Consider the following 21525-nt stretch of genomic DNA (forward strand, 5'->3'; position numbering starts at 1 on the left):
CTTTGAGGCTCCCTCATTGAGGGCCTTGATGCGTTCCGCCACCCAATCTGGAGGATTCATCTTGTCGGTATGGTCGGGGTGAGCCGAAAAGAGTGGTCCCGCGCCGACTGGTCCGGTCCCCGTAGCCAATAAGCCAGAGAATGCTTTTATTTCCGCCTGCAATGGCGCCCACCGCTTCTGGAGACCGCGGTCCAAAAAGCGGCGCCGGCTTCCTTCCCAATCTGCCAGTTCAAACAATCCCTTCTGCGGGGTGTCGGAAAATGAGTTGTTAAAGTCGTGGTCGCGCAGGAAATCGATCGTTGCCTCGTGTAGTCACCCCATAATGCCGGGCGCGGCATGAAGTATGTGAGCGACACCTTCCTGACCGAACCGACGCGATACTGGGAGTGGCGCCTGACAGCTGGCGGATGGTGATCGGCACCAAAGTGAACGGACCGTTCCTGATGGCGCACCGCCGTTCCCGCCATGCGCGAGGCGGGAGGCGGCCGGATCGTCAACATCTCGATGAACCGCGAGACGATGCGACGGCGCGGCTTCTCGCCCTATGGGCCGTCCAAGGCGGCGCTGGAATCGGCAACGGCGATCTGGGCGCAGGACCTAGCAGGCAGCGGCATCACGGTGAACGCGCTCCTGCCAGGCGGAGCGACGCTGACCGGCATGATCCCCAAAGGACTGCCGGATAGTGCACGCAGTGGACTGATGTCGCCGGAGATCGTGGTCGCGCCGCTGCTCTGGCTCTGTTCCGATGCTGCCGCAGCGGTTACGGGCAAACGGCTGGATGCCCGGCGGTGGACGGGGCCGCAGCCGGCGGGCGCGCCGGGCATGACGCGCTCGAGGATGTCGCCTGGTAGGGCAGCCACGAAGCAGCACTCGCCTGACCAGCCGGGACCCCGCCCTTCCACGATCGCAGCATCGTCCAGACGAGCAGTGCCTAGCGTTGCTGCGCCGAACGATCCCCGATCGTCCGATCGCCCCACCCTCCTCCTAACGATGCCCAGACGCGGACCAGCGCATTCAGCTGCTGCTCCCGGACAGTGATGGCGTTGAGCTCGACCGCAAAGAGGTTTCGCTGAGCGTCAAGCTCGTCGAGGTACGAGGCATATCCTCCACGGTAACGATCGCGAGCGAGATTCAGCGATCGCTGCAGGATTGACCGCCGAGCCGATACGTGGACGATCTGTTCCCGCAACCGCTGCTCGCTGGTGAGGGCGTTCTCGACCTCGCCGAATGCGCGCAGGACCACATCGCGATAGGCATAGGCTGCCTGATCGCGGCGCGCATTCGCCTGATCGACCTGAGCTGTCAGGCGGCCCCCCTGAAAGAGAGGCGCGAGGATACTGGCCCCGATGTTCCAGATGGAAACCGGATCATAGTCCAGCTGATCGACGATCAGCGCACCCGCAGCCGCGGACAGCGCGACATCCGGCATGAACTCGGCGCGCCTTGAGGCGATCGTCCGGTCGGCGGCGGCCAGGCGTGCTTCGGCGGCCGCTATATCTGGTCGCCGCCGCATCAGTTCGGACGGCATCAGCGCCGGGATCCCCGGAATGGAGAGGTTCGCAAGCTCGCCGCGCGCAACGACTCCGGGCAGATCGCCTGTCAGCAGGCGCAGCCCGTTTTCCTGCAACCGCCGGGCCTGTTCAAGCTGTGGGATGGCCTGGGCCACTGCCTCATATTCCGACTGCGCCTGCGTCAGCTCCAGCTGCGAGCTGTAGCCCAGCTTCGCGCGATCCTCGGCGATCCGTCGCGCTTCGGTGCGCAGAGCCAGCGTCTTGCGGGTCATATCAAGCTGCGCATCGATCGACAGCAGGGTGAGATAGGCCTGCGCCGTCGCACCTGCGACGGAGAGCCTGACGGCATCGTAGTCGGCGGCACTGGCGACATAATTCGCACGGGCCGCGTCGCTCAGCGCCCGCAGTCGGCCAAAGAGGTCGAGCGTCCAGTTCGCGCTGAGCTGCGGCTGTATGGCAAGAACCTCGGTTGCCCGCCCGGTGACCTGGCTCAGAGCGCGGTCGTAGGCTATGCCGGCGCCCGCGCTTAGCGTGGGCGCCCGGGCGGCTCCCGCAAGCCTAACCTGTGCCTCTGCCTCTCCGATACGAGCCGCGGCCGCCAGAACGTCGGAATTGTTCTCCATCGCTCGGACAATCGCAGCGCTTAGCGCCGGGTCCGCGAATTGCTTCCACCAATCCGTCGATATCGCAATACCGTCGATGTCCGCTCGATCGCGCCATTGCTCCGGCGGGGTCACGCTCGATCGTGGCGGCGCGGGCAGATACGCAGGTGCGCAGCCCGCGACGAGAACGAGCAGCGCCAGCGCCGGGCAGCCCGCGGGCTTCATGGCGCGACTTCCTTCGGAGAAGGCGTCCCAGCCGTATCCACCCGTGCCACCACTGACATGCCCGGACGAAGCCGCCTGGCGAGCGGCTGCCGCGGATCGATTCGGATACGGATGGGGATGCGCTGGACGATCTTCGTGAAGTTGCCGCTGGCGTTGTCGGGCCGCAGAACGCTGAACTCGGATCCCGTTGCAGGAGCAAGCTCCTCGATACGACCTTTCAACCTGGCGTCATCGAGGGCGTCCACGGTGAACGAAGCGGGCTGACCGAGGCGCATCCGGCCGGTCTGCGTCTCCTTGAAATTGGCGACCACCCATAGCTGCTCTGGCACCAGGAACATCAGCTGGGTCCCGGCTTGGGCATATTGTCCGACACGAACCAAGGCTTCACTGATCTGTCCATCGCGCGGCGCACGGATCACGGTATTGGCGAGATTGATCCGGGCAAGGTCGACCTGAGCCTGAGCCTGTGCAACGCGCCCCTCCAGGGCACCGCGGGATACTCGGTTCGCCAGGATGACCTGTTGCTGCCCATCGATGGCAGCTTGTGCGCGCTCGATCGCGGCCGCGGACGTGCGCTCGGTCGCGAGGACCTGATCGCGCTCGCGGACGCTGACCGATCCTCTGGAAGCCAGTTCCGAAACGCGCGCGATATCGGCGCGAGCGCGCGCACGTTCGGCGTTGGCCTGCGCCAGGTCGGCTCGACGGGTGCGAAGCGCCGCCTCGTTCTGGGCCACGGTTTGCGGCCAGTTGCGCAGTTCGGCCTCTGCCACCTTTAGCTGCGCCAGCGCCGCGTCAAGCTGTTGACGGTATATCCGGTCATCGATACGCAGCAATACCTGTCCGCGTCGCACATGTGCGAAGTCGCGTACGTTCGCCTCGACGACGTAGCCCGCGACTTGCGGCGCCATGGCCGTGATCTGGCCGCGAACATAGGCATTCTCGGTCTGCACCATCGTACTGGCGAAGGGCCACAGCCGCCACGCATAGAGGATCAGCAAGCTGCCCGCGATGAAGATCGCTGCCATGATCGCAAGCGTACGCGGCGGCGCTTTGATGGTTTTGGCGGGCGGAGGAGCGTCCGGAATACCTGCATCGGTCGCCGGATCCTGATCCGCCGGATCGGTCCGCGGTCGATCCTGGGTCTGCTCTGACTGCGTCATCGTGCTCTCATGCTCTGGATCATGCCGCCGCAGGTGGCGGCGGTGCTTGGCGGGCGGCGCGCAACTGGACGGCGACACGCCACAGGCACCACAGAAGGAAGGTGAACGCGATGATCGCGTTCAACCGGAAGACATCGTTGTAGGCGCGGATGCTCGCTTCGCGCGTGGCGGCTTGCTGCAACAGCGCCGTACCGCCCGCCCCGCCGATAACCGGATCGGTGACGCGCGCTGCATAGATGCTGCGCTGGATCGCAAGCCTTTGCGCCACGACCGGGTTGGTTGGGTCGACGTGGCTGGTGATCTGCCCGGAATATTCATGCTGACGGTATTGCTGAAAGGTACCGTAGATCGCCGGCCCAAGCAGTGCGCCGGCGCTCTGCGTCATGGTGAACAGGATCACGAACGTGACGATGTGGTCCGCACCTTTCTTGAGCGCGCCCATGACACCGTGGAGGATGAGCGGAGCCATGACGAGCGCGCCTGCCATGGCGATCATCGCTTGGCTTGCCATCATGTTGTTCGGTCTTGTGTCGTTCGTGGCATCGCTATCGAGCAGACTGGCGATCAGGACGAGGATCACCGCGGCGATCGCCATCGGCATCATCGTCTTGGGTCCGAACGTCGCGGCGCCGATCGCTATGCCCGACAGCACGCCTGCGATCACCACCAGGTAGAAGAGCCGGAACTGGTCGGGACCCATCCCCAGCGTTCGCAGCAGGCCGGCTGCCGCGTAGCTTTGTTCCGACAGGATGAGCCGGAAGGCCAGAGCCGCGATCACGAACCGGATGACCTCGCCGGTCCCGATCCAGCGGGTCTGGATGAGCGGATTGGCTCGATGATGTTCAACGAGGAACGCCAGCAGCAACAGCGCCAGCGAAGCTAGGAGGGCCCAGGCCATCCACGGCTGCTCGCTCCACCATTGCAGCTGTCCCTGCGCCAGAACGCCCGCGATCAGGGCAAACGCCGGTGCCAGTAGCAGAAACGTCAGAAAGTCCGTCCTCTCAAAGACCTTTATCCTGATCCCCGGCGGCAGCTTGAGCGAGATGACCGCCGCGAGCGTACACAGCGCAAGGGCGAACTCGAAAGTATAGAGCGTGTGCCAGTCGCCCAGATCCAGAAGTGCTGGTGACAGCAACCATGCCAAGGGCAAAGCCAATTGTGTCAAGCCGAAGCCGACGACGATCGCCTTGCCCATCAGATGCTTCGGAAAACCTTGCATCACATAGTAGAAGCCAAGGGAGCTCAGCGGGGCGCCGACGAAGCCTGACGCGCCTCTGACAAGCAGTGCAGTCGGATAATCATCGACGAACAAGTGAAGCGCGGTGATGGCGAGATACGCCGCAAGCGCAACCTCCGCGAACCGCCGAATGCCGAACTGCTGCCGTGCCTTGAACAGGATGAGGTTTGCCGAGAGGTTCACCATCACGTACGCTGCGGGTAGCCATGCCCCCCGGACGGGGGTCAGTCCCAGCGCTCCCTGGATTTGAGGCAGATTTGCCGACACAAGCGCGTTGGCGAGTCCGCTGGTGATCGTGATGAGTATTCCGACGGTGAGGTAAGCGACGCGGATGGACGGCCGATGCCGGATAGACGCCGGCGAGCCAGGAATCATCGGCACCTCATCGGGATGCCAATCAGGCGTACGCTCCAACAGGACCGGGACCGGGCGTGATGTGGACGAACTCATCGAGCGAAAGTAACCTAAGCGGACGTTGATTGTCCGGCTATATCGATCATGTTGGAGCGGAACAAGGATGCGTAAAGATGCCCGAGCCCGGCGCGACCGCCTGATCGCCGCAGCTGCAGATGCCTTCCGCGACGAGGGGTACGGTGTTGCATTAGAGCAAATCGCACAACGTGCCGGTGTTGGCCGAGGGACGCTCTACCGCAACTTCTCTGTAGGCCTTCGGTGAAGGCCGCAGATCAGGCGGCGTCGCGTTGATCCTCTTCGGCGCGCCAGTTCCAGGGAAGCAATTCATGGAGACGGTTCTGAGGGATGTCAGCGATGCGGGCGAGAACGTCGGCAAGCCAAGCCTGCGGATCGATGTCGTTGAGCTTCGCCGTGCCGATGAGGCTTAGCATGAAGGCAGTGCGCTGACCGCCGCGATCTGAACCGGCGAAGAGCCATGATTTTCTGCCCAGGGCTATACCTCTGAGCGCCCGTTCCGCCGCGTTGTTCGAGAGGCATATGCGGCCGTCGTCGAGGAAGGCTGCGAAGGCGGGCCATGCCTTGAGCATGTAATCCATGGCCTCTGCCACATCGCTGTTCTTCGATAGCTTTGACCGATTGTCTCGCATCCATTCTTCCAGATCGGCCACCAGCGGTGCGCTGAGTTCCTGGCGAAGGGCGAGACGCTCCTGGGCGGATCTGCCGTTGATGGCGCGCTCGATGTCGAAGATCGCGTCGATGCGGCGGACCGCCTCCACCGCCAGCGGCGAGATGACGGCCTTTTTGCGGCGCTTCTTGAGCTGTGCGGCGACATCGGCCAGCTCAAAGAAATAGCGACGAGCGTGGCTCCAGCATAGAGCACGGGTCAGCGGCGCCGGCAGGCGATCACCATGGAACAACGCATTGTAGCCCGCATATGCGTCAGCTTGAAGGATGCCTCTCCAACTGCGCAGATGGCCCACAGGATGTTCGCCCCGTCGGTCGCGGGAATAATGGAAGATCGCCGCAGGCGGCGCGGGCCCACCGAAAGGCCGGTCGTCCCGGACATAGGTCCAGATCCGGCCCGTATCGGTCTTGGTCTTGGCCAGCACTGGCACTGTCGTATCGTCGCCATGCAGCCGCTCGGCGGCAAGGACGTGGGCTTCGATCAGCAGGTAAAGCGGCATCAGCGCGGCGGTGCAGGCGCCGACCTGGTCGGCCAGGGTAGAAAGGCTCAGGTCGACGCCTTCCCGAGCATAGCGATCCCGCTGGCGGTTGAGCGGTTGATGCGCGCCGAACTTCTCGAACAGCAGCGTCGCCAGGAAGCTGGGACCAAAGAGCCCGCGGGGCGTGACGTGGAAAGGCGCCGGCGGCTGCGTGATCCTCTCGCAATCCCGGCAGGAGAACTTCTCCCGCACGGTCTGGACCACCTTCCACTGGCGCGGCACGACCTCAAGTGTCTGGGTAATATCCTCACCCAGCTTGCACAGCCGATCCGAGCCGCAGCAGGGGCAGGCATCGGGCGCGGCGATGACGACGCGTTCGCGTGGCAGATGCTCAGGCAAGGGCTTGCGGGCGGGCCGCTTGCGTTCAAACGGTGCGACGTTGGTCTTCGCCGCCGCCAAGGCAGCCAGAAGCTCATCTTCGCTGGCAGCGGTCTCGCACTCCTCGAAGGTCAGTTCCATCTGGTCGAGCAGATGGCGCGTGCGTTCGGATCGCTGGCCAAAAAGGGTACGACGCATCTTCTCGTTCTGCAGTTCGAGAAGGGCGTTGCGGGCTTCCAGGTCAGCGTTGATGGCCTTGATGCGGGCGACTTCAGCGGCGACAGCCTCGGCAGCGGCAAGCCGCTCGCGAAGGCTGTCGATCTCTGCTTGCGCTTCGGTCCCCATGGCCAATGGCATAGCCGAAAAGCACCGGAATCCCTAGCTTCTTAGGTCATGCCGGGGCTTTTATCCGGCCAATGTCGGACGCCAAGTGGCCTGCGGATTACGCCAATCGATCGCCTCCAACATGCAGGCCATCCGCGAGGGGGAAATGGCAATCACGCCGTCCACAGCCGAGGGCCAAATGTACTTCCCGCGCTCGAGACGCTTGGCATAAAGCGACATGCCCACGCCATCGTGCCAGATGATCTTGCAGAGGTCGCCGCGGCGTCCCCTGAAAATGTAGAGATCCCCGGCGAAGGGATCACGTCGGAAGCTCTGCTGCACTTGGAGGGCCAGGCTGCGCATGCCGCGCCGCATGTCCGTGTGTCCCGTTGCGATCCATATCCGAACGCCGGAGGGGAATGGGATCACGGCTTGACCGACCGTAGCACCGCCGACACCAGCCCAGGTGATGCGCCAGCGGGAATGCGCACGATCGCCCGCTCGAACTCCACGGTGATCGCAGATCCGATCACTGGCGCCGGGTCAGGGTGGACCTGCACCTCTGCAAAGCCCTGCGCTGCCTGCCCCATCTGCCGCCGCCATCTGTAAATCTGGTTCGGCCGCAGATCGGCACGGCGGGCAATCTCCGCCACGTTCGCACCGGGCGCCGAAACCGCCGCAACCAGTTCGCGCTTCTGCTCGTCAGTCCATACACGCCGCCGCTCCGGCCCTGAAATTACAGTGATCTGGCTCATCGCACCGTCCTTAGTATCGGTGCAAACACCGGCGCTTGCACCGGTGCCATCTCGAAATATCAGCCGATCACCGCAAGGCGGCCCTCACCGGAGCGATACACTTCTCTGACCGCGACGCGATGATCGTAGCAGTCCTCGAGAGGCGCCTTGATGAACTTAAAGCGGTGGTCTCGGATCTTTCCGATGAACCCCGATTGTTTGAGGAGTTTATCAAACAGTATGGCGGAGTGGCCGCCTTTCACGCCAAGGCTAGCATAGGGATCGGCAGCGGCTCTCTTGGCCAGGCAGTGTCGAGGCTGAGATCGGAAGCTGACGACGTCATGCATCACATGCTGTCCCGCGCGATCGCCTCCAATGCGCTTCCAGGTGATGTCACGACTGAAGATGTCCAGCTTGCGGCAAGAATGATTGCCGGTGTCGCCGCTTATCTCGATGGCGATCAGGACGAGATGTTGGATCGCGCCATGCGGATCATCGCGAGCGGACTTCGGAGCCTTGGGTGAGTGGCCATGGTAGTTTGCGCTCTTCTGGTAAGCGCCGACGGAACCCGGCCTTGACGCTAACCGCTTACGCTGCGCAGCAGCGCTTGTATTTCCTGCCCGAACCGCATGGGCATGGATCGTTACGGCCGACCTTGTTGGCCTGGATAGATCTGAGCGCATTCGCGTCACCATCATGCAGCAGCGCCAGCTTCCTCATACCGACGATTGCACGGGGTAGAAGCGCAGCATGTTCGTCGCGGATGGCGTCAGCGTCTTCGCGTTCTTCGATCTGCTCGTCTGTCTCGATGAAGCCAACCAGCAAACCAAGGAAGGTTGCTGTTCGCTCGTCGTCGGCCAGGCCTGACCAATATTCGGGATGCAGCTTCATGGCTCTATAGAAGCCCTTCATCCATCCCCGGACCGTGGCGTGGTCCGCCTTCCGCCCCCTTTCAGAGAAGCTGGGCTGATAGCTTGGCCACCCCTTTTGAAGCTCGGCTTCAATCGCCTTGAACCGTGTCAGAACGGCGGCGAGGGCCTGCTCCATTCTGGCTTGATCCGTCACCGGGGGGAGCACGGTCCACAAGTCGGCAATCCAGTCGGCGATTTCCAATTCTGGTGTCACCAGCACGCCGGTCAGGTAGCCGTCCATCTCCAGTGGCGGCAGGAGACCGGGATCCCAGGCGAGAGGTGTGAGCAAAGCGGAGTGAGGCTGTGATGTGTTCATGCAGCCTGAGCCGTATCGCGTAGGGCTCGCCAGCGCCATGGCAGGAGTTCGTCGATCCGGTTGATCGGATGGCTGCCGATGCGCGCAATGACGTCGGTGAACCAGGCCTCTGGCTCTACGCCGTTGAGGCGGCATGTTTCGGCGAGCGAGTAAAACAGCGCCGAGGCGTCCCCACCCTTGGTGGAGCCGACGAACATCCAGTTGCGGCGGCCCAGAGCAACGCCGCGCAGGGCATTTTCGACCAGGTTGTTGCTGATCTCGAGCAGGCCATCGTCACAATAGCGAACCATCGCCGCCCAGCGGTTAAGCGGATAGCGGCATGCCTTCGCCAAGGTGCTGTCCGAAGACAGCCCCTGCATCTGGGTCTCGAGCCATGGTCGCAGCGCAGCCAGTTTTGGGCGGGCCAGCTGTTGGCGAACCCGCCGTCGCTCATCGGGCGGTGCTCCTTTGATGTCGCGTTCGATCGCAAACAATTCGCTGATCCTCACCACCGCTTCAGCCGCTACCGGCGACGGGTTCTTTTCGAGGATGTCGGTGAACTTGCGCCGCGCGTGCGCCCAGCAGCCGACCTCCGTCACCCCGCGCGGTGTCTTGGTCTTGGGGTCATGATACAGCGCGTTATAACCGGCATAGCCGTCCGCTTGAAGGTATCCGCGGTAACCGGCAAGGTGGGCTGCGGGATGCTTGCCGCCGCGCCCGGTTGTAAAGCGGAACGCCACGGCAGGCGGGCTCATATCCCCGCTTGAACGGCAGTCGCGCAGATAGACCCAGAAGTAGGCGGTGTGGCTACCGTCTTCGCCCTGCAGCAAGGTCACGGGCGTTTCATCGCCGTGTATCTTCGGAGCCTCCAGGATGTAGGAGAGCAACCGTTCGCCAAGCGGCGCCATCAGCCAGGCCAGCTTGCGCGACCAGCGGCCCATCACGTCACGATCAATTTCCACACCTTGCCGACGCAGGATGACCGACTGGCGATGCCAAGGCTGATGATCGACGAAGCGGCTGACGACGAGATGCGCGAGCAGTGCGCTGCTTGCCATCACCTTGGGCAATGGCAGATCGATGGCCGGCGCCTGGCGGATTGTTTCGCAGGACCGGCAGGCGACGCGAGGGCGAACATGACGCAGGACACGGAAGCAGGCAGGCACGTAATCCAGCACTTCCGTGACATCCTCGCAGATGACAGTCTCGCTACCACCGCAGCCGCATGGCTCGGCAAGATGCTGCGTTGTCTGGCGCGGGATATGTGCAGGGATCGGCGCCCTGGTTCCAGCTTTGCGGATCGGTTTCGCCTTCGACGCCGCAGGGGCGTCATCATTGGCTGGCTCCGGAGCATCGACCTCCTCGAACATCAGCCGCAGCTGCGCGATGTCCATTTTCTCGGAGCTGCGACCGAACTGGACACGCAGCAGCCGGGCCAGACGGTGCTCCAACTTCTCGATCGTCAGACCCTGAGCTTTGACGGTCTGCTTTGCCGCCCCTAGTTCGGCCCGCTCCAGCTCCATAATCTCAGCTATCTCCCGCAGCATTTTCTGCAGGAGGACGGGGTCTGTGGGAAGGCGATCAAGGTCGAACCGCATGCCCCGAACTATAGCGCAAGCCGCGATCCCATCCTACAAAAAACGGCTGTTTCCTGCGGCTTTATCGCTCAAGCGAGGGTCGGCGTGAGCACCTCGTCGTGAACAATCGCCTGCCGCCAATCCAGCCCCTCGATCAACATCGCCAACTGCGCAGCCGAGAGCCGGGCGGCTGCTCCACCTTGGGTTTTGGGCCACACGAACTTTCCCCGCTCGAGACGTTTTGCATAAAGACAAAGTCCCGATCCGTCCCAAACCAGTGCCTTCAATCTATCGCCCCTTTTCCCGCGGAACAGGAAAACAGCGCCGGAGAAAGGATCGAGCAGGAGGATGTTGCGCACCTGCGCCGACAGGCCATCGAAGCCCTTGCGCATGTCGCACGGCGCCAGCGACAGATAGATCTTCGCCGACGGCGGCAGCGTCAGGCTCAACGTTCAAGCTCCCCGACAACCTCGAGCGCCAATCTCAATGCCTCCCTGTCGACCAGCCTGTCGATCGACACCGTGAAGTCACCGCCGCGCCGAATTTCGATCCGGCCGGCGTCAGATGGCGTGGCCAGCGGTTCGGCGGGCTTCAGCTCAACCGGCACGAACCCGGTCATCGCGCCGCGCAGCAATTGCTTGCGCCACGTGTAAAGCTGACCGGTCCCGATCCCAAACCGACGCGCGACCACCGCCATGATGGCGCCGGGCTGCGTCGTCTCCTTCAGGATCGCCAGTTTCTCTTCGTCGCTCCAGTGCCGGCGACGTTCCACCCGTACGACCGCTCCGCCATCTCGGCGAGCGCTCATACGAGGCTCGTTTGACTGCTCGATATCCACTCGCAAGGCCTCCATGTGCCCTGCGAAATTCACACCAGACCCAATCCACACAAGGCCGGGTTCCGTCGGCGCTTACCTCTTCTGCTCCTGTCACATATTGCAACGATCAGAGGTGAATGCCGGCAACAGTACATGATCCAAGGAACATCGCCCGTTTGGCACCGATAATCTGGCAAACCCGCAAGACGACCTCATGGTGGCATCGCCAACGCATGTCGCTACGGCGGACCATCGCAGGTCCGAAACGAAGGGACACAAATGGCATCAGGTGGATTCCAATAAAGTCATCCGGCGGCGCAGCGAGCGGCCGCACGCTTCGCGCGCCAGCTTCGCAACAGTTCGATCTGTTTAGAGTGTTCATCATCAACGGGCGACGGTTCATACGGAGGAGACGAATTGACCGAGAGGATCCGGGATGCTGTCCCCTTGGCTGGTGCGCTGTTCGTTTGATCCAGGAGTTCGCGTAGCAGCTGCCGCCCCCTCAATACGCGGCTCTTGATTGTCCCGACAGGAACCTGTTCGATCGTGGCTGTCTCTTCATAGCTCAAACCCTGGATCCCGATGAGCTGGATGCACCGCTGCTGCTCGGGCGTCAGGCGGGACCACAGGCGACGAACATCGCTCAACGTCACGACCGACTCCTGGTTTGACGCCACCGGAATATCGATGAGTTCGGCGGTGTCGCTCGCATGTCCCGCACCTCGACGGCGAACCTGCGACAGAAAAGAGTTGCGGAGGATACGGAAGGTCCAAGCCTTCAAATTCGTACCGGGCTCAAACGACGCGCGGTGGCGCCAGGCCTTCAGCACGGTTTCCTGAACAAGGTCCTGTGCAGTATCGGAATTCCTGGCCAGCGATCGCGCATAGCTCGCCAGCCTAGGCATCAGGTCGCTCAATGCGGCGCCAAATTCCGGCCACTCCTCAGTCGATACATGCGATCGGTTTTCCAATAGTTCGGACAAGACAGGCCCCTGTTCGATGAAATTAGGCGGCAATATATATACCGCCCGGTTTACTTTTCGGAAAAACGCCACCTGTCCTGGATTGTTCCACTCCCTCAGCGCCTCTGCCTGCTTGCGAACCATGCCCAGGCTGCTGGCAGCACCGCAGATGCCATCATCATTGCGCCGACAACATCATGGTCGCGCTGAAGGATCGCGCCGGCGATAAGCAGTCCGGCTGACAGGAGGTTGGGATCGGCGCGCCGGGGCGACGTCGGAGTTGGGCAGACCGCGCCTCCCTGTAATTCGATCGGCAGCGCGCCCGACCGCGCAACCCGCTCGGCGAAGGCCACCAACTCGGGCGAAGCGGCGGCCAAACGGCCAAGGCTCGTCGCCAGCCGGCGTCCGCCCCGCTTGAGGCCGGCCGGGCCGATCCGCTCCCGCAGCAGTTCGCGCGCGATCGGTGCGGCGCGCGCCGCGATGTCGAAGCCGGGATCGAGCCGTCGTACGAACCCTTCGGCGATCAACAGGGTGCGCAGCAGCAGGGCCAGATCGGGTGGTAGCGCCAGGCGGTAGGTGCGCAGCAGCGCGAAGACGCGACCGAAGACTTCGGCGAGCTCGATCTGCTGGAGTACCGCCCCGCGAAACTGGCCGATCAGCGCGTCGAGTTCGCGGGTCAGCGCCTGGCGATCGACGTTCGTTTCGCCAGACCATTGCAGCAGCACGTCCGTCACCGATCGCGTGTCCTCGCCGGCGATCGCAAGGACGAGCGTAACAACCTCGTTTCGTCGGGCGGGGCTGAGCACGCCCACCGCCCCGAAGTCGATGAACGCCAGCGACGCATCGGCGAGGACAAAGACATTGCCGGGATGGGGGTCCGCATGGAACCGGCCGTTGAAGATTATCATCCGCAGGACTGCATCTGCATATATGCCGGCGATATCCGCACCGCAGTCTCCCGCTCCATCAAGGATAGCGCGGACGGGCATGCCGTCGAGCCGCTGCTGCACATTGATCCGGCGGCCGACCTGATCCCAGTAGAAGGCGGGCGTGCGAACGCCAAGCGGCTGCAGAAACGCGCCGATGCTCTCGCAGGCTGCCGCTTCGGCACTGAGGTCCATTTCCTGCGAAAGGCTCTCCGCGAAAAACCGGAGCAGTTCGTCGAGCTTGAGTCGGCGGATCTCCGGTGAGTGCCTCGCTGCGAGCCGCGCTATGCGGCGAAGCAGCCGCAAGTCGGCATCGACGCGTTCTGCGATTCCCGGCCGGCGTACCTTGACCACAACCTCGGTGCCATCGCGCAGGGTGGCGCCATGAACCTGCGCAATCGAGGCCGCGGCGATCGGCTCGCGGTCGAAGCTCGCGAACACGTCCCCGATCGGGGAGCCAAGCGCAGCCAGGATCGTCGGCTCCAGCGCCTCGAACGGCAACGGGGTCACCCGGTCCTGCAGCGTCGACAGCGCGCGCACCCATTCCGGCCCGAGCAGGTCTTCACGGGTCGCCAGCACCTGCCCCAGCTTGACCGCAACGGGTCCAAGGTCCCGCAGCAGCGCGACGACCCGCTCGGGCGTACCGACGTCCACCGGCTGCTCGGAACGACCGGGCAGCAGGCCCAGGCGAGAGGCGAGCCCGTTCAGGCCGTGGCGCCCCATGATCTGGATAAGCTCTGCGAGGCGCGCACGCTCACCGATCTGAGGCTCGTCGTCCGTGGCGGGCATCACTTGCTGCAACCATCCCCGTCTCGCGGGCGGCAGCCATCAAGGAACAGGTCGATACCGCGCGAGATACGATCGCGCGCCGCCTCGTCATACGCTGCCGGAGACAACCCCAGCGCTGCACGGCGCATGGGGGCAACCACGACGAGTGTGACGAACTGCTCGGCAGCGAACACGGGGTCGGCCAGCGACAGCTCTCCCTTGGCATTGGCGTGGGCGAGGATCGATGCCACCCACTGGACGGCCCGCTGGTAACCGAAGTCGTGGATGTTCGCCGCGAGTGCGGGGAAACGCACCGCTTGCGCAATGACGACGCGTTCCATGGAGGCGATCCGGGGCGTCAGGAGCCACTCGAGCAGGCGATCGGCAATCACGCGAAGTCTCGACCCGATGTCGGGTTCGTCGCTGCCAGAGGGTTCGAGCGCGCGCAGTTGCGTATCGATCTCGTCGAGGATCACCGCCTCGAACACGCGCGCCTTGCTACCGAAGCGCGCGTACAGTGTTCGTTTGGAGATGCGCGCTTGGTCCGCGATCATGTCGGCACTGGCGCCATCGAACCCGTGTTCGAAGAACAGTTGGCGAGCGCTCTTGAGGATGTGCGAGGTCAGGCGGAGCGCGTCCTCGGTGGTCGGTCTGCCCATCTTTCGGGGGCGCCGCGCCTTTTTCTTCTCATCATCGCTCAATCTCTTTCTCCTGGACCGAGGATAGCGCGATCCGACCACTTTGACGAGCAATGCCTTAAGGGCCGTAGGCTCCGTGGCCGCCGGATCGGACTCCTCCCACGGCTTGAAAACGTTGCAAGCAGATTATTTCACAGGCTCTGCGTCAGGCTTGTATGTGGGGAGGGACGGAGAGCCTAGACCCAGCCCCTCCTGATCGATACGAACGGCCGTCTCCCTGACGGCGCTTACCTTGCCCCTTACTGAACCTATTGTCTCGACCAGGCGGTCCTGCTGGGCGGTCGCCCGCTCGATCTCGGGCCTCAGAGCCTCGGCGCGGGCAGCGAATCCTTCAGCTGAGTCACGAGCGATCCCTAATTTGCGGTTCGCCTTAGCAAGAGCGGATGGACCGCGATCTTTCAAGGTGACCCTCAGACTTTCGGCGCGATTGCCTGACCGTTGCAAACCCTCTCCCAAGGTAACCATACGCCCTCGCGCACCCATGAGTCCCTCCGACGCCGTTCCAACCTTGTCTGCCCACCCCGCGGAGTTGTGCGCGAGCGCCGCAAGACGCTCGCTCGCGCGCTGCTGCTGAGCGGCACCAAGGTTGCGTGAAACGGAGTCCACGGTGCGGCTGATCTTCTCCACAAGTGCTATCGGGTCTCCCCCACCACCAAGAAGCCCGCCCTCCTTGGCAGGAATGATCGGGAACTCCCCGTCTTTTGCGGCAACGATCGGGAGCGCATCATGTGTTGCGCCATCGAGACTGATGTTCGCCGTTCCGCCTAATGCTGATCGGACAATCGTAGCCTTGACGCCGGTAACGATAGGGATTTCTGGTTCCAAATTGACAGCTACCAGAACCACGGACGGGTCTTGGCTGTCGAATTCGACAGATGTAACATGCCCAGCCGGCACGCCCGAAAATGTCACCGGTGATCCCTTTTCAATGCCGGCGACGCTTCCTGAGAAGCGGATCATATAGGGCCTGCGGTTCCCGTTGCGAGGCTCCAACAGCCACAGCGTAAAGACCAAGGTGCCCAGCAGCAAGCACGTCACTGCGAGAACCAGAAAGCTGTTCGACCGTGTCTCCATCGAGATGATATCCCATTAAGACGGCAGGTAAGTTTTAGGCCGTACCGTTCCCGCACATCAGCCAGTGCCTGGAGGACGCCGATTCTCGGTGTGCGAACAGCACGGTGAGCCTGCCCTATTGCACATCCCCTCACGATAAGTATACCATATCGTACCATAAACGGTTTTGGGTGTGATTTTGCCGTTCTCTGAACCCGTCATTCATTCCGAAAACAACATAACGAAAATTTCGGGCGATTGGTTGGCCTCAACGGTCCAATCGGCGGGAGCAGCGGCCGATGGCCGTTTGCTGGCTTCAGACGAGCAGATCGACTGGAGCCAATTAGGGCGGGTCGACAGTGCAGGCGCGTTCGCGCTTGTTCAGGCGCTTGGTGCCAGCGATCTAGGAAACGATGTACCAGATCGACTTCGGCGTGTCCTAGACATCGTTGCCCCCGCGATCCAGGAACATGCGACCAAAAAACCCAAAAAGTCTTATGGTTTTTTCACACGCTTAGGCCGCAAAGTGGTTGCAGGGCTGAGCGAACTATATGGTAACATCTTGTTCCTGGGCCGCTCTGAGGTGGGCGTTGGAAGAGCGGTTATCAACCCTCGCAGGTTACGCGTGCGAGCGCTAGTAAGCGTGATGCAGCAGGGAAGTCTCGAGGCGCTCCCAATCATCATGACGATGACATTCTTCATCGGGGCAGTGGTGGCTTTGGTCGGCACGAACCTGCTGCAGAACTTGGGGGCATCGGTTTTCACCGTTCAGCTCGTTGGGGTATCGGTGTTGCGCGAGTTTGGGGTGCTAATACCGGCAATTCTTCTGGCTGGCAGATCGACGTCTACATTCGCTGCCCAAATCGGAGCTATGCGAATGAACCAAGAAACAGATGCAATGGTGGTCATGGGTGTCGATCTCACGGAGGCGCTTGTAACCCCACGCGTGCTGGCGATGATCATTACTCTCCCGCTTTTATCAGTCGCAGCGATGATTGCCGGCATTCTTGGTGGCCTGCTTGTGAGCTGGGCTTCTTTAGATATTTCACCAGTGTTTTTCGTAGAGCGTCTTCGGCAGACGGTGGACCTCCAGCATTTCTGGCTTGGTCTGATCAAGACACCTGTAATGGCCATCATCATTGCACTGACTGGCTGCCGCCAGGGAATGGCCGTCCGTGGCGACGTCGAGGTGTTGGGTAGAAACGTCACGACCGCAGTCGTTCAGGCATTGTTCGCCATCATCCTCCTCGATGCGGCTTTCGCCCTCGTTTTCATGAAACTGGACCTGTGATGGCCGAGCGGGAAAGGGTGATCGAAGTACGCGACCTTAAAACAGCGTTCGGTAGAAACGTAATCCATGAAGATTTGGACCTCGACGTCTATCGCGGGGAGATTCTCGGAATAGTTGGCGCTTCGGGCGGCGGAAAATCCGTGTTGCTCAATACGATGTTGGGATTACAGCGACCAGTTTCTGGATCGGTAGTATTAGACGGTCAGGACATCTTTGATAATCCTGATCGACAATGGCTCGCATCAAATATGGGCGTGATGTTTCAAAACGGTGCGCTATTTTCATCCCTAACGCTTCAGGAGAATGTCGAAGCGCCGTTTCTTGAACATACTGAGATTCGAGGCGAATTTCTAAGTCGATTGGCCCAGATGAAAATCTCTCTGGTCGGGCTTGCTAATGATGCAGCCTATAAGCGCCCGGCAGAACTTTCCGGTGGCATGAGAAAACGTGCTGGCGTTGCACGTGCACTAGCGCTCGATCCCAAGCTTCTTTTTTTAGATGAACCAACGGCCGGCCTCGATCCCCTCGCGGCTGCAGAATTTGACGACTTGATCGTATCGCTGCGTGATGCCTTGGAATTGACTGTCGTCATGGTCACCCACGATCTGGACAGCCTGTTTCAAATTTCTGATCGAGTAGCGGTTCTGGCGGACAAAAGGATCGTCGCGTCTGACGCAGTCGAGAAACTGCGTGATTCTGAAGACGAATGGACACGCTCTTATTTTCAAAGCCGAAGAGCACGGCGATTCAACTCAGGTGGCGACTAAATGGAGAGGCATGCCAATTACGCTCTGGTGGGTAGTCTGACAGTTGGTCTGCTGGTGGCAGCGATCGGCTTCATTCTTTGGCTAGGTAACGACCAATTCGGTAAAGGCTTCGACCATTATCGAGTTGTTTTTGACGGACCTGTGCGCGGCCTAACCGAAGGTAGCGAAGTTGATTTTAACGGCATCAAGGTCGGGGAGATCACGAAGCTTCGTGTAGATCCATCGAATTCTCGCCGTGTGATTATCGATGTGAAGGTCGAAGAGAGTACGCCCATAAGGGTGGATACATTTGCCTCAAAAGAGTCCCAAGGTGTGACAGGTGTCAGCATTATCCAGTTAACTCCTGGTTCGCCTACAAGGCCACTGCTTCGCGATGCGTCGCGTGAGCAGCCCCCGATAATAAGGGCGAAGCCCGGATCGTTGGATTCGGTGCTGGAAGCGGGAGGGCAGACCCTCGCTAAGGTTTCTGAATCATTCGATCGGGTCAATCGGGTGCTTTCTGACCGAAATATCGCAAAGGTCGATGGCATGCTCGCTGACATCAGATCAGTGACGGCAGAACTTAACAGTCGTAAGGCAATGTTTGCGGATGCTCAAAATGCAATCCGTCGCCTTGATTCAGCGTCGGGTGACATCGAGCAGGCTGCGGCGGCTGCGAGAACCGCTATTCAGGGCGATGGTACGCAAGCCTTTGCAGACATCCGAGAAGCGGCCGCGAATGCGAAGAGCGCGACGAACGATGCACGGGCTATTATAGCTAAGCTGAACGCGAGTGCAGAAGGTCTTGAGGGGCCAGAAGGTAATCGCGTGGCGGGGGCTCTACGTGGGCTTGAAAGGGCTGCCGAGTCACTCGATCGACTTACCCGACAAATACAGCAAGATCCGCGTTCTGTTCTCGGAAGAGGGAAAGCGCGAGAAATGGAGCTGCCAAAGTGAAAAGTTTGCTAAAAATCTCTTCAGCGCTCCTCTTAGTCTCGCTGTCGGGCTGTGTTGGTGGGCTTCTGGGCGGAGGTAAGCCTGCGGACCTATATTCCTTTCGCAGTGAGCCCCCGCAAAGGCAGCCTGATGCCGATGCACGGGTTGTTGCTGTCCGCCAGCTTTCATTTCCGAATAATCTGCGGCCTGACAGCATTGAAACCAATGCCAACTCGCGGGTTGCTGCTCTCGCAAAAGCACGTTGGTCCCAACCCGTCCCGGAGATGTTCCGTCTAGCTCTGATTGACCAGTTGGAGCAGTCTTCCCGAACGCGAGTTGCGCGAAGCGACTTCCAAAAACCGGCGGACATCATGTCGGCGGAAATTTCGCAGTTCACGGCCACCTTTGATCAGGGACTGAAGGCTCCCCCATTGATCACTATTGTCGTGCGCGCAGAGGTCGCAAGCGGGGCAGCACGTGATGTGGCAGTGCGGTCCTTCGAATCGCGAACAAGAGCCACTGATGCGACGGTGACGTCCATCGTTGCAGCTTATCGTGCTGGCGTCTCCAATATCACACAAGAGATTACCGTGTGGTACAGGAATATCTGAATATTATCATAGTAGATAGGGATGGATATGACGAAATTTTCAGCTGCCTTTACCATCTTGGTACTGACTTTTGCGTCTGCCGGCGCGGCTCAGGAGGGACACAAGGAATCCAAAAATACCGGACCGGATTCAGTTCGATCTATTGCCTCCCAACCAGCTAAAGACGTTGGAGCGGTAAAGCAGGATATCCCACCCATTCTCTTAAGCGCTTCTTCTAACCCATATGATCGGGCATCGACCCGCACCTGCAACGAGATAAAGCGTAATATCGCTGAGTTGGACGATGTTCTCGGACCGGATTTCGATGTAGGAGCGGACCGTAACGAAAATCGTCTTGGTAAAGTGGCGGAAGCTGGTGGAAAGACGATTGTCAACTCGATCATACCTTTTCGTGGCTTGGTGAGGGAAATAACAGGCGCAGCCCCAGCACAACGTCGCCTCAATACCGCAATCGATGCGGGGTTTGCGCGGCGGGGCTTTTTACGGGGAGCCGCCATATCTCGAGGCTGTCGTCTCTGATGAGCTCACGCTAATAAGCTCAGCATTTAAAGGTGGGGTACATGTGACTTCCTCGATCATTAAAGATTGGGGGTGGAACAACGCGAACCCAACACTCGCCGCTCTGTCGGGCTGCCGGAGTTAAGCTCCATACGAAAATCAATCGTAAGCGTGGCCTGAGTACCGCTATGCAGCTTGAGCGACGTGCTGCTGGGTTGGCTGCCAGTTCCACGGCATGAGCTCATCCCAGCGAGTAGCGGGCCAGTCGCCAGCGATCTTTTCGATGACATCGGCGATGTAGGCCTGCGGTTCGATGCCGTTGAGCTTGGCGGTCTCGATGACGGAATAGATGGCCGCAGCCCGTTCGCCGCCAGCCTTCGATCCGGCAAAGATCCAGTTCTTGCGGCCGATCGCCACGGGGCGGATCGCGCGCTCGGCGATGTTGTTGTCGATCTCGGCAACGCCCTCGTCGATGTAGCGGGTGAGCGCATCCCAGCGCTTGCGGCCATAGCTGAGCGCCTTGGCCATGTTGGACTTGGGCGACAGGCGGCGCAGCGCATCGTCGATGATCGAGCGTAACTCGTTCACCTGAGGCCTGCTTCTGTCCTGCCGATGCCGGCGGCGCTGGTCGGGCGGCTGCCCGCGTATCTCTTCCTCGATCCGATAGAGAGCGGCGATCCGATCCAGCAGGTTGTTCGTCAACGGCGTCGGGCTGGTGGCGTGGTTCTCGAATATCTTGCGCCGGAAATGCGCCCAGCAGGCGACTTCCTGGATGCGGTTGCTCCTGTAGAGCTTGTCGAAGCCCGCATAGGCATCAGCCTGTAGCAGCCCGGTAAAGTCCTTGAGCTCGCTTTGCGGGTGCACGCCGCTGCGATCAGGGGTGAAGCGATACCAGGCCAGCGCGGGCGTGGATGCTCCAGCAGCACGATCATCGACGACATAGGCCCAGAGCCTCGCCTGCACCGTCTTGCCCTTGCCGGGCATCAGCATGGGCACGGGCGTGTCATCGACATGGATTTTGCTGGCCTTGATCCCTTCTTCCCGGATGCGACTGACGATCGGATCAAGCAGATGTGCGGCCTGTGCTGCCCAGCCTGCCAGCGTCGATCGGTCGATATCGAGGCCCTGTGCCGCCATCATCTCGGCCTGGCGATAGAGGGGGAGATGATGATCGAACTTGGCGACGACGACATGCGCGAGCGTGGCGAAACTGGCTTTGCCCCGTGCAATCGCCTTTACGGGCGCCGCGGCCTGCACGATCTGCTCGCAGGATCGGCAGCTATATTTAGGACGGACAGTGCGGATGACGCGCCATTGCACCGGCGCGACATCGAGCATCTCGTCGCTGTCCTGCCCGAGCGGGCGCAGGGCGCCTCCACAGGAAGGACAGGTGCAGGTGCCTGCTTCCGGCTCAATCCGACGTTCGGCCCGAGGCAGATGCGCCGGCAAGGCGCGTACCGGCGCCGGTCGCTCCCTCTGATCCGCCTGGACCTTGCGGATATCGGCAAGCTCAGCTTCGCCTTCCAACTCCTCAAGGGTGAGTTCGAGCTGTTCGATCTGGAGGAACAGCTGGACACCTCGAAAAACCTCTGGCGTGTAGCGGTCTGAACTGATTCACTTCGTCGGCGATGTGGCGGAGGCGATGATGGCAGGACAGCCCGGTTTCTTTGATCTTTCGGACCGGTACG

The 21525-nt window shown here is 61.3% G+C and carries 22 protein-coding genes and 1 pseudogene; 8 read left to right on the forward strand and 15 right to left on the reverse strand.

The features are described 5' to 3' along the window. Positions 1 to 504: 504 nt before the first annotated feature. Complete coding sequence (locus A8V01_RS29810; RefSeq protein ID WP_425437343.1) at positions 505 to 1038, forward strand: SDR family oxidoreductase; 534 nt, start codon at positions 505 to 507, stop codon at positions 1036 to 1038. On the opposite strand, the gene A8V01_RS17810 is transcribed toward A8V01_RS29810, so the two are convergent. The 3 genes from A8V01_RS17810 to A8V01_RS17820 are packed head-to-tail and all read right to left on the reverse strand — an operon-like array spanning position 932 to position 5149. Then, positions 932 to 2338 (reverse strand): efflux transporter outer membrane subunit, encoded by a 1407-nt coding sequence (locus A8V01_RS17810; protein WP_103097482.1) that lies wholly within the window; start codon positions 2336 to 2338, stop codon positions 932 to 934. The genes A8V01_RS29810 and A8V01_RS17810 overlap by 107 nt on opposite strands. Continuing rightward, positions 2335 to 3498, reverse strand: a complete 1164-nt coding sequence (locus A8V01_RS17815; RefSeq protein WP_103097484.1) for an HlyD family secretion protein — start codon at positions 3496 to 3498, stop codon at positions 2335 to 2337. The genes A8V01_RS17810 and A8V01_RS17815 overlap by 4 nt, the downstream gene beginning before the upstream one ends. A 19-nt stretch (positions 3499 to 3517) precedes the next feature. Continuing rightward, a complete protein-coding gene (locus tag A8V01_RS17820) occupies positions 3518 to 5149 on the reverse strand; it encodes an MFS transporter (protein ID WP_245892695.1) in 1632 nt (543 codons plus the stop codon). Between the two features lie 103 nt (positions 5150 to 5252). Here A8V01_RS17820 and A8V01_RS29815 point away from each other — a divergent pair, with 103 nt between their 5' ends. After that, positions 5253 to 5411, forward strand: coding sequence for a TetR family transcriptional regulator (locus A8V01_RS29815; RefSeq protein WP_103097487.1), 159 nt, complete (start codon positions 5253 to 5255; stop codon positions 5409 to 5411). A 10-nt stretch (positions 5412 to 5421) separates the two neighbouring features. On the opposite strand, the gene tnpC (A8V01_RS17830) is transcribed toward A8V01_RS29815, so the two are convergent. Genes tnpC (A8V01_RS17830) through tnpA (A8V01_RS17840) form a run of 3 tightly spaced genes read right to left on the reverse strand, consistent with a single transcriptional unit; the run spans position 5422 to position 7769 of the window. Beyond that, on the reverse strand, positions 5422 to 7035 hold the full coding sequence (gene tnpC / locus A8V01_RS17830; protein ID WP_103097489.1) for an IS66 family transposase: 1614 nt from the start codon (positions 7033 to 7035) through the stop codon (positions 5422 to 5424). 60 nt (positions 7036 to 7095) lie between these two features. Continuing rightward, entirely contained in the window at positions 7096 to 7443 is a 348-nt protein-coding gene (gene tnpB / locus A8V01_RS17835) for an IS66 family insertion sequence element accessory protein TnpB (RefSeq protein WP_103097490.1), read from the reverse strand. Then, positions 7440 to 7769 (reverse strand): IS66-like element accessory protein TnpA, encoded by a 330-nt coding sequence (gene tnpA, locus A8V01_RS17840; protein WP_103097492.1) that lies wholly within the window; start codon positions 7767 to 7769, stop codon positions 7440 to 7442. Before tnpA (A8V01_RS17840) ends, tnpB (A8V01_RS17835) begins: the two co-directional genes overlap by 4 nt. A gap of 119 nt (positions 7770 to 7888) precedes the next feature. On the opposite strand from tnpA (A8V01_RS17840), the gene A8V01_RS17845 reads away from it, so the two are divergent. Then, the gene (locus tag A8V01_RS17845) at positions 7889 to 8272 is read left to right on the forward strand and encodes a hypothetical protein (RefSeq protein ID WP_146037307.1); all 384 of its coding nucleotides are present in this window, start codon (positions 7889 to 7891) and stop codon (positions 8270 to 8272) included. Between the two features lie 64 nt (positions 8273 to 8336). Here A8V01_RS17845 and A8V01_RS17850 read toward each other — a convergent pair whose 3' ends face one another. From A8V01_RS17850 to A8V01_RS17885, 8 genes are all read right to left on the reverse strand, one after another. Further along, on the reverse strand, positions 8337 to 9014 hold the full coding sequence (locus A8V01_RS17850; protein ID WP_342747398.1) for a UPF0149 family protein: 678 nt from the start codon (positions 9012 to 9014) through the stop codon (positions 8337 to 8339). Continuing rightward, the gene (tnpC, locus tag A8V01_RS17855; protein ID WP_170065972.1) at positions 8972 to 10477 is read right to left on the reverse strand and encodes an IS66 family transposase; all 1506 of its coding nucleotides are present in this window, start codon (positions 10475 to 10477) and stop codon (positions 8972 to 8974) included. Before tnpC (A8V01_RS17855) ends, A8V01_RS17850 begins: the two co-directional genes overlap by 43 nt. Before the next feature lie 143 nt (positions 10478 to 10620). Continuing rightward, positions 10621 to 10980: an IS66 family insertion sequence element accessory protein TnpB gene (tnpB, locus tag A8V01_RS17860; RefSeq protein WP_103097498.1), complete on the reverse strand. Its 360-nt coding sequence runs from the start codon at positions 10978 to 10980 to the stop codon at positions 10621 to 10623. After that, complete coding sequence (gene tnpA, locus A8V01_RS17865; RefSeq protein WP_170065973.1) at positions 10977 to 11369, reverse strand: IS66-like element accessory protein TnpA; 393 nt, start codon at positions 11367 to 11369, stop codon at positions 10977 to 10979. Before tnpA (A8V01_RS17865) ends, tnpB (A8V01_RS17860) begins: the two co-directional genes overlap by 4 nt. A 284-nt stretch (positions 11370 to 11653) precedes the next feature. After that, positions 11654 to 12454, reverse strand: a complete 801-nt coding sequence (locus tag A8V01_RS17870) for a sigma-70 family RNA polymerase sigma factor (protein ID WP_245892698.1) — start codon at positions 12452 to 12454, stop codon at positions 11654 to 11656. After that, positions 12427 to 14025 (reverse strand): ABC1 kinase family protein, encoded by a 1599-nt coding sequence (locus tag A8V01_RS17875; protein WP_103097520.1) that lies wholly within the window; start codon positions 14023 to 14025, stop codon positions 12427 to 12429. Before A8V01_RS17875 ends, A8V01_RS17870 begins: the two co-directional genes overlap by 28 nt. Next, positions 14025 to 14705, reverse strand: coding sequence for a TetR/AcrR family transcriptional regulator (locus tag A8V01_RS17880; protein WP_245892699.1), 681 nt, complete (start codon positions 14703 to 14705; stop codon positions 14025 to 14027). Before A8V01_RS17880 ends, A8V01_RS17875 begins: the two co-directional genes overlap by 1 nt. 123 nt (positions 14706 to 14828) lie before the next feature. Then, the gene (locus A8V01_RS17885; protein ID WP_103097502.1) at positions 14829 to 15776 is read right to left on the reverse strand and encodes an MlaD family protein; all 948 of its coding nucleotides are present in this window, start codon (positions 15774 to 15776) and stop codon (positions 14829 to 14831) included. Between the two features lie 172 nt (positions 15777 to 15948). Between A8V01_RS17885 and A8V01_RS17890 the strand changes: the two genes are divergently transcribed. Genes A8V01_RS17890 through A8V01_RS17910 form a run of 5 tightly spaced genes read left to right on the forward strand, consistent with a single transcriptional unit; the run spans position 15949 to position 19858 of the window. Further along, on the forward strand, positions 15949 to 17046 hold the full coding sequence (locus tag A8V01_RS17890; protein WP_103097504.1) for an MlaE family ABC transporter permease: 1098 nt from the start codon (positions 15949 to 15951) through the stop codon (positions 17044 to 17046). Beyond that, entirely contained in the window at positions 17046 to 17813 is a 768-nt protein-coding gene (locus A8V01_RS17895; protein WP_103097506.1) for an ABC transporter ATP-binding protein, read from the forward strand. The genes A8V01_RS17890 and A8V01_RS17895 overlap by 1 nt, the downstream gene beginning before the upstream one ends. Continuing rightward, positions 17814 to 18749, forward strand: a complete 936-nt coding sequence (locus A8V01_RS17900; RefSeq protein ID WP_103097508.1) for an MlaD family protein — start codon at positions 17814 to 17816, stop codon at positions 18747 to 18749. Beyond that, a complete protein-coding gene (locus A8V01_RS17905) occupies positions 18746 to 19339 on the forward strand; it encodes an ABC-type transport auxiliary lipoprotein family protein (protein WP_103097510.1) in 594 nt (197 codons plus the stop codon). Before A8V01_RS17900 ends, A8V01_RS17905 begins: the two co-directional genes overlap by 4 nt. Before the next feature lie 27 nt (positions 19340 to 19366). Next, positions 19367 to 19858, forward strand: a complete 492-nt coding sequence (locus A8V01_RS17910; protein ID WP_103097528.1) for a hypothetical protein — start codon at positions 19367 to 19369, stop codon at positions 19856 to 19858. Positions 19859 to 20023: 165 nt separating this feature from the next. Here the strand turns inward: A8V01_RS17910 and tnpC (A8V01_RS17915) are convergent. Then, positions 20024 to 21409 (reverse strand): annotated as a pseudogene (tnpC, locus tag A8V01_RS17915) (IS66 family transposase); the annotation flags it as partial. Positions 21410 to 21525 lie beyond the last annotated feature (116 nt).

This window comes from Novosphingobium guangzhouense (assembly GCF_002896965.1).
GTDB classification, from domain to species: Bacteria; Pseudomonadota; Alphaproteobacteria; order Sphingomonadales; family Sphingomonadaceae; genus Novosphingobium; species Novosphingobium guangzhouense.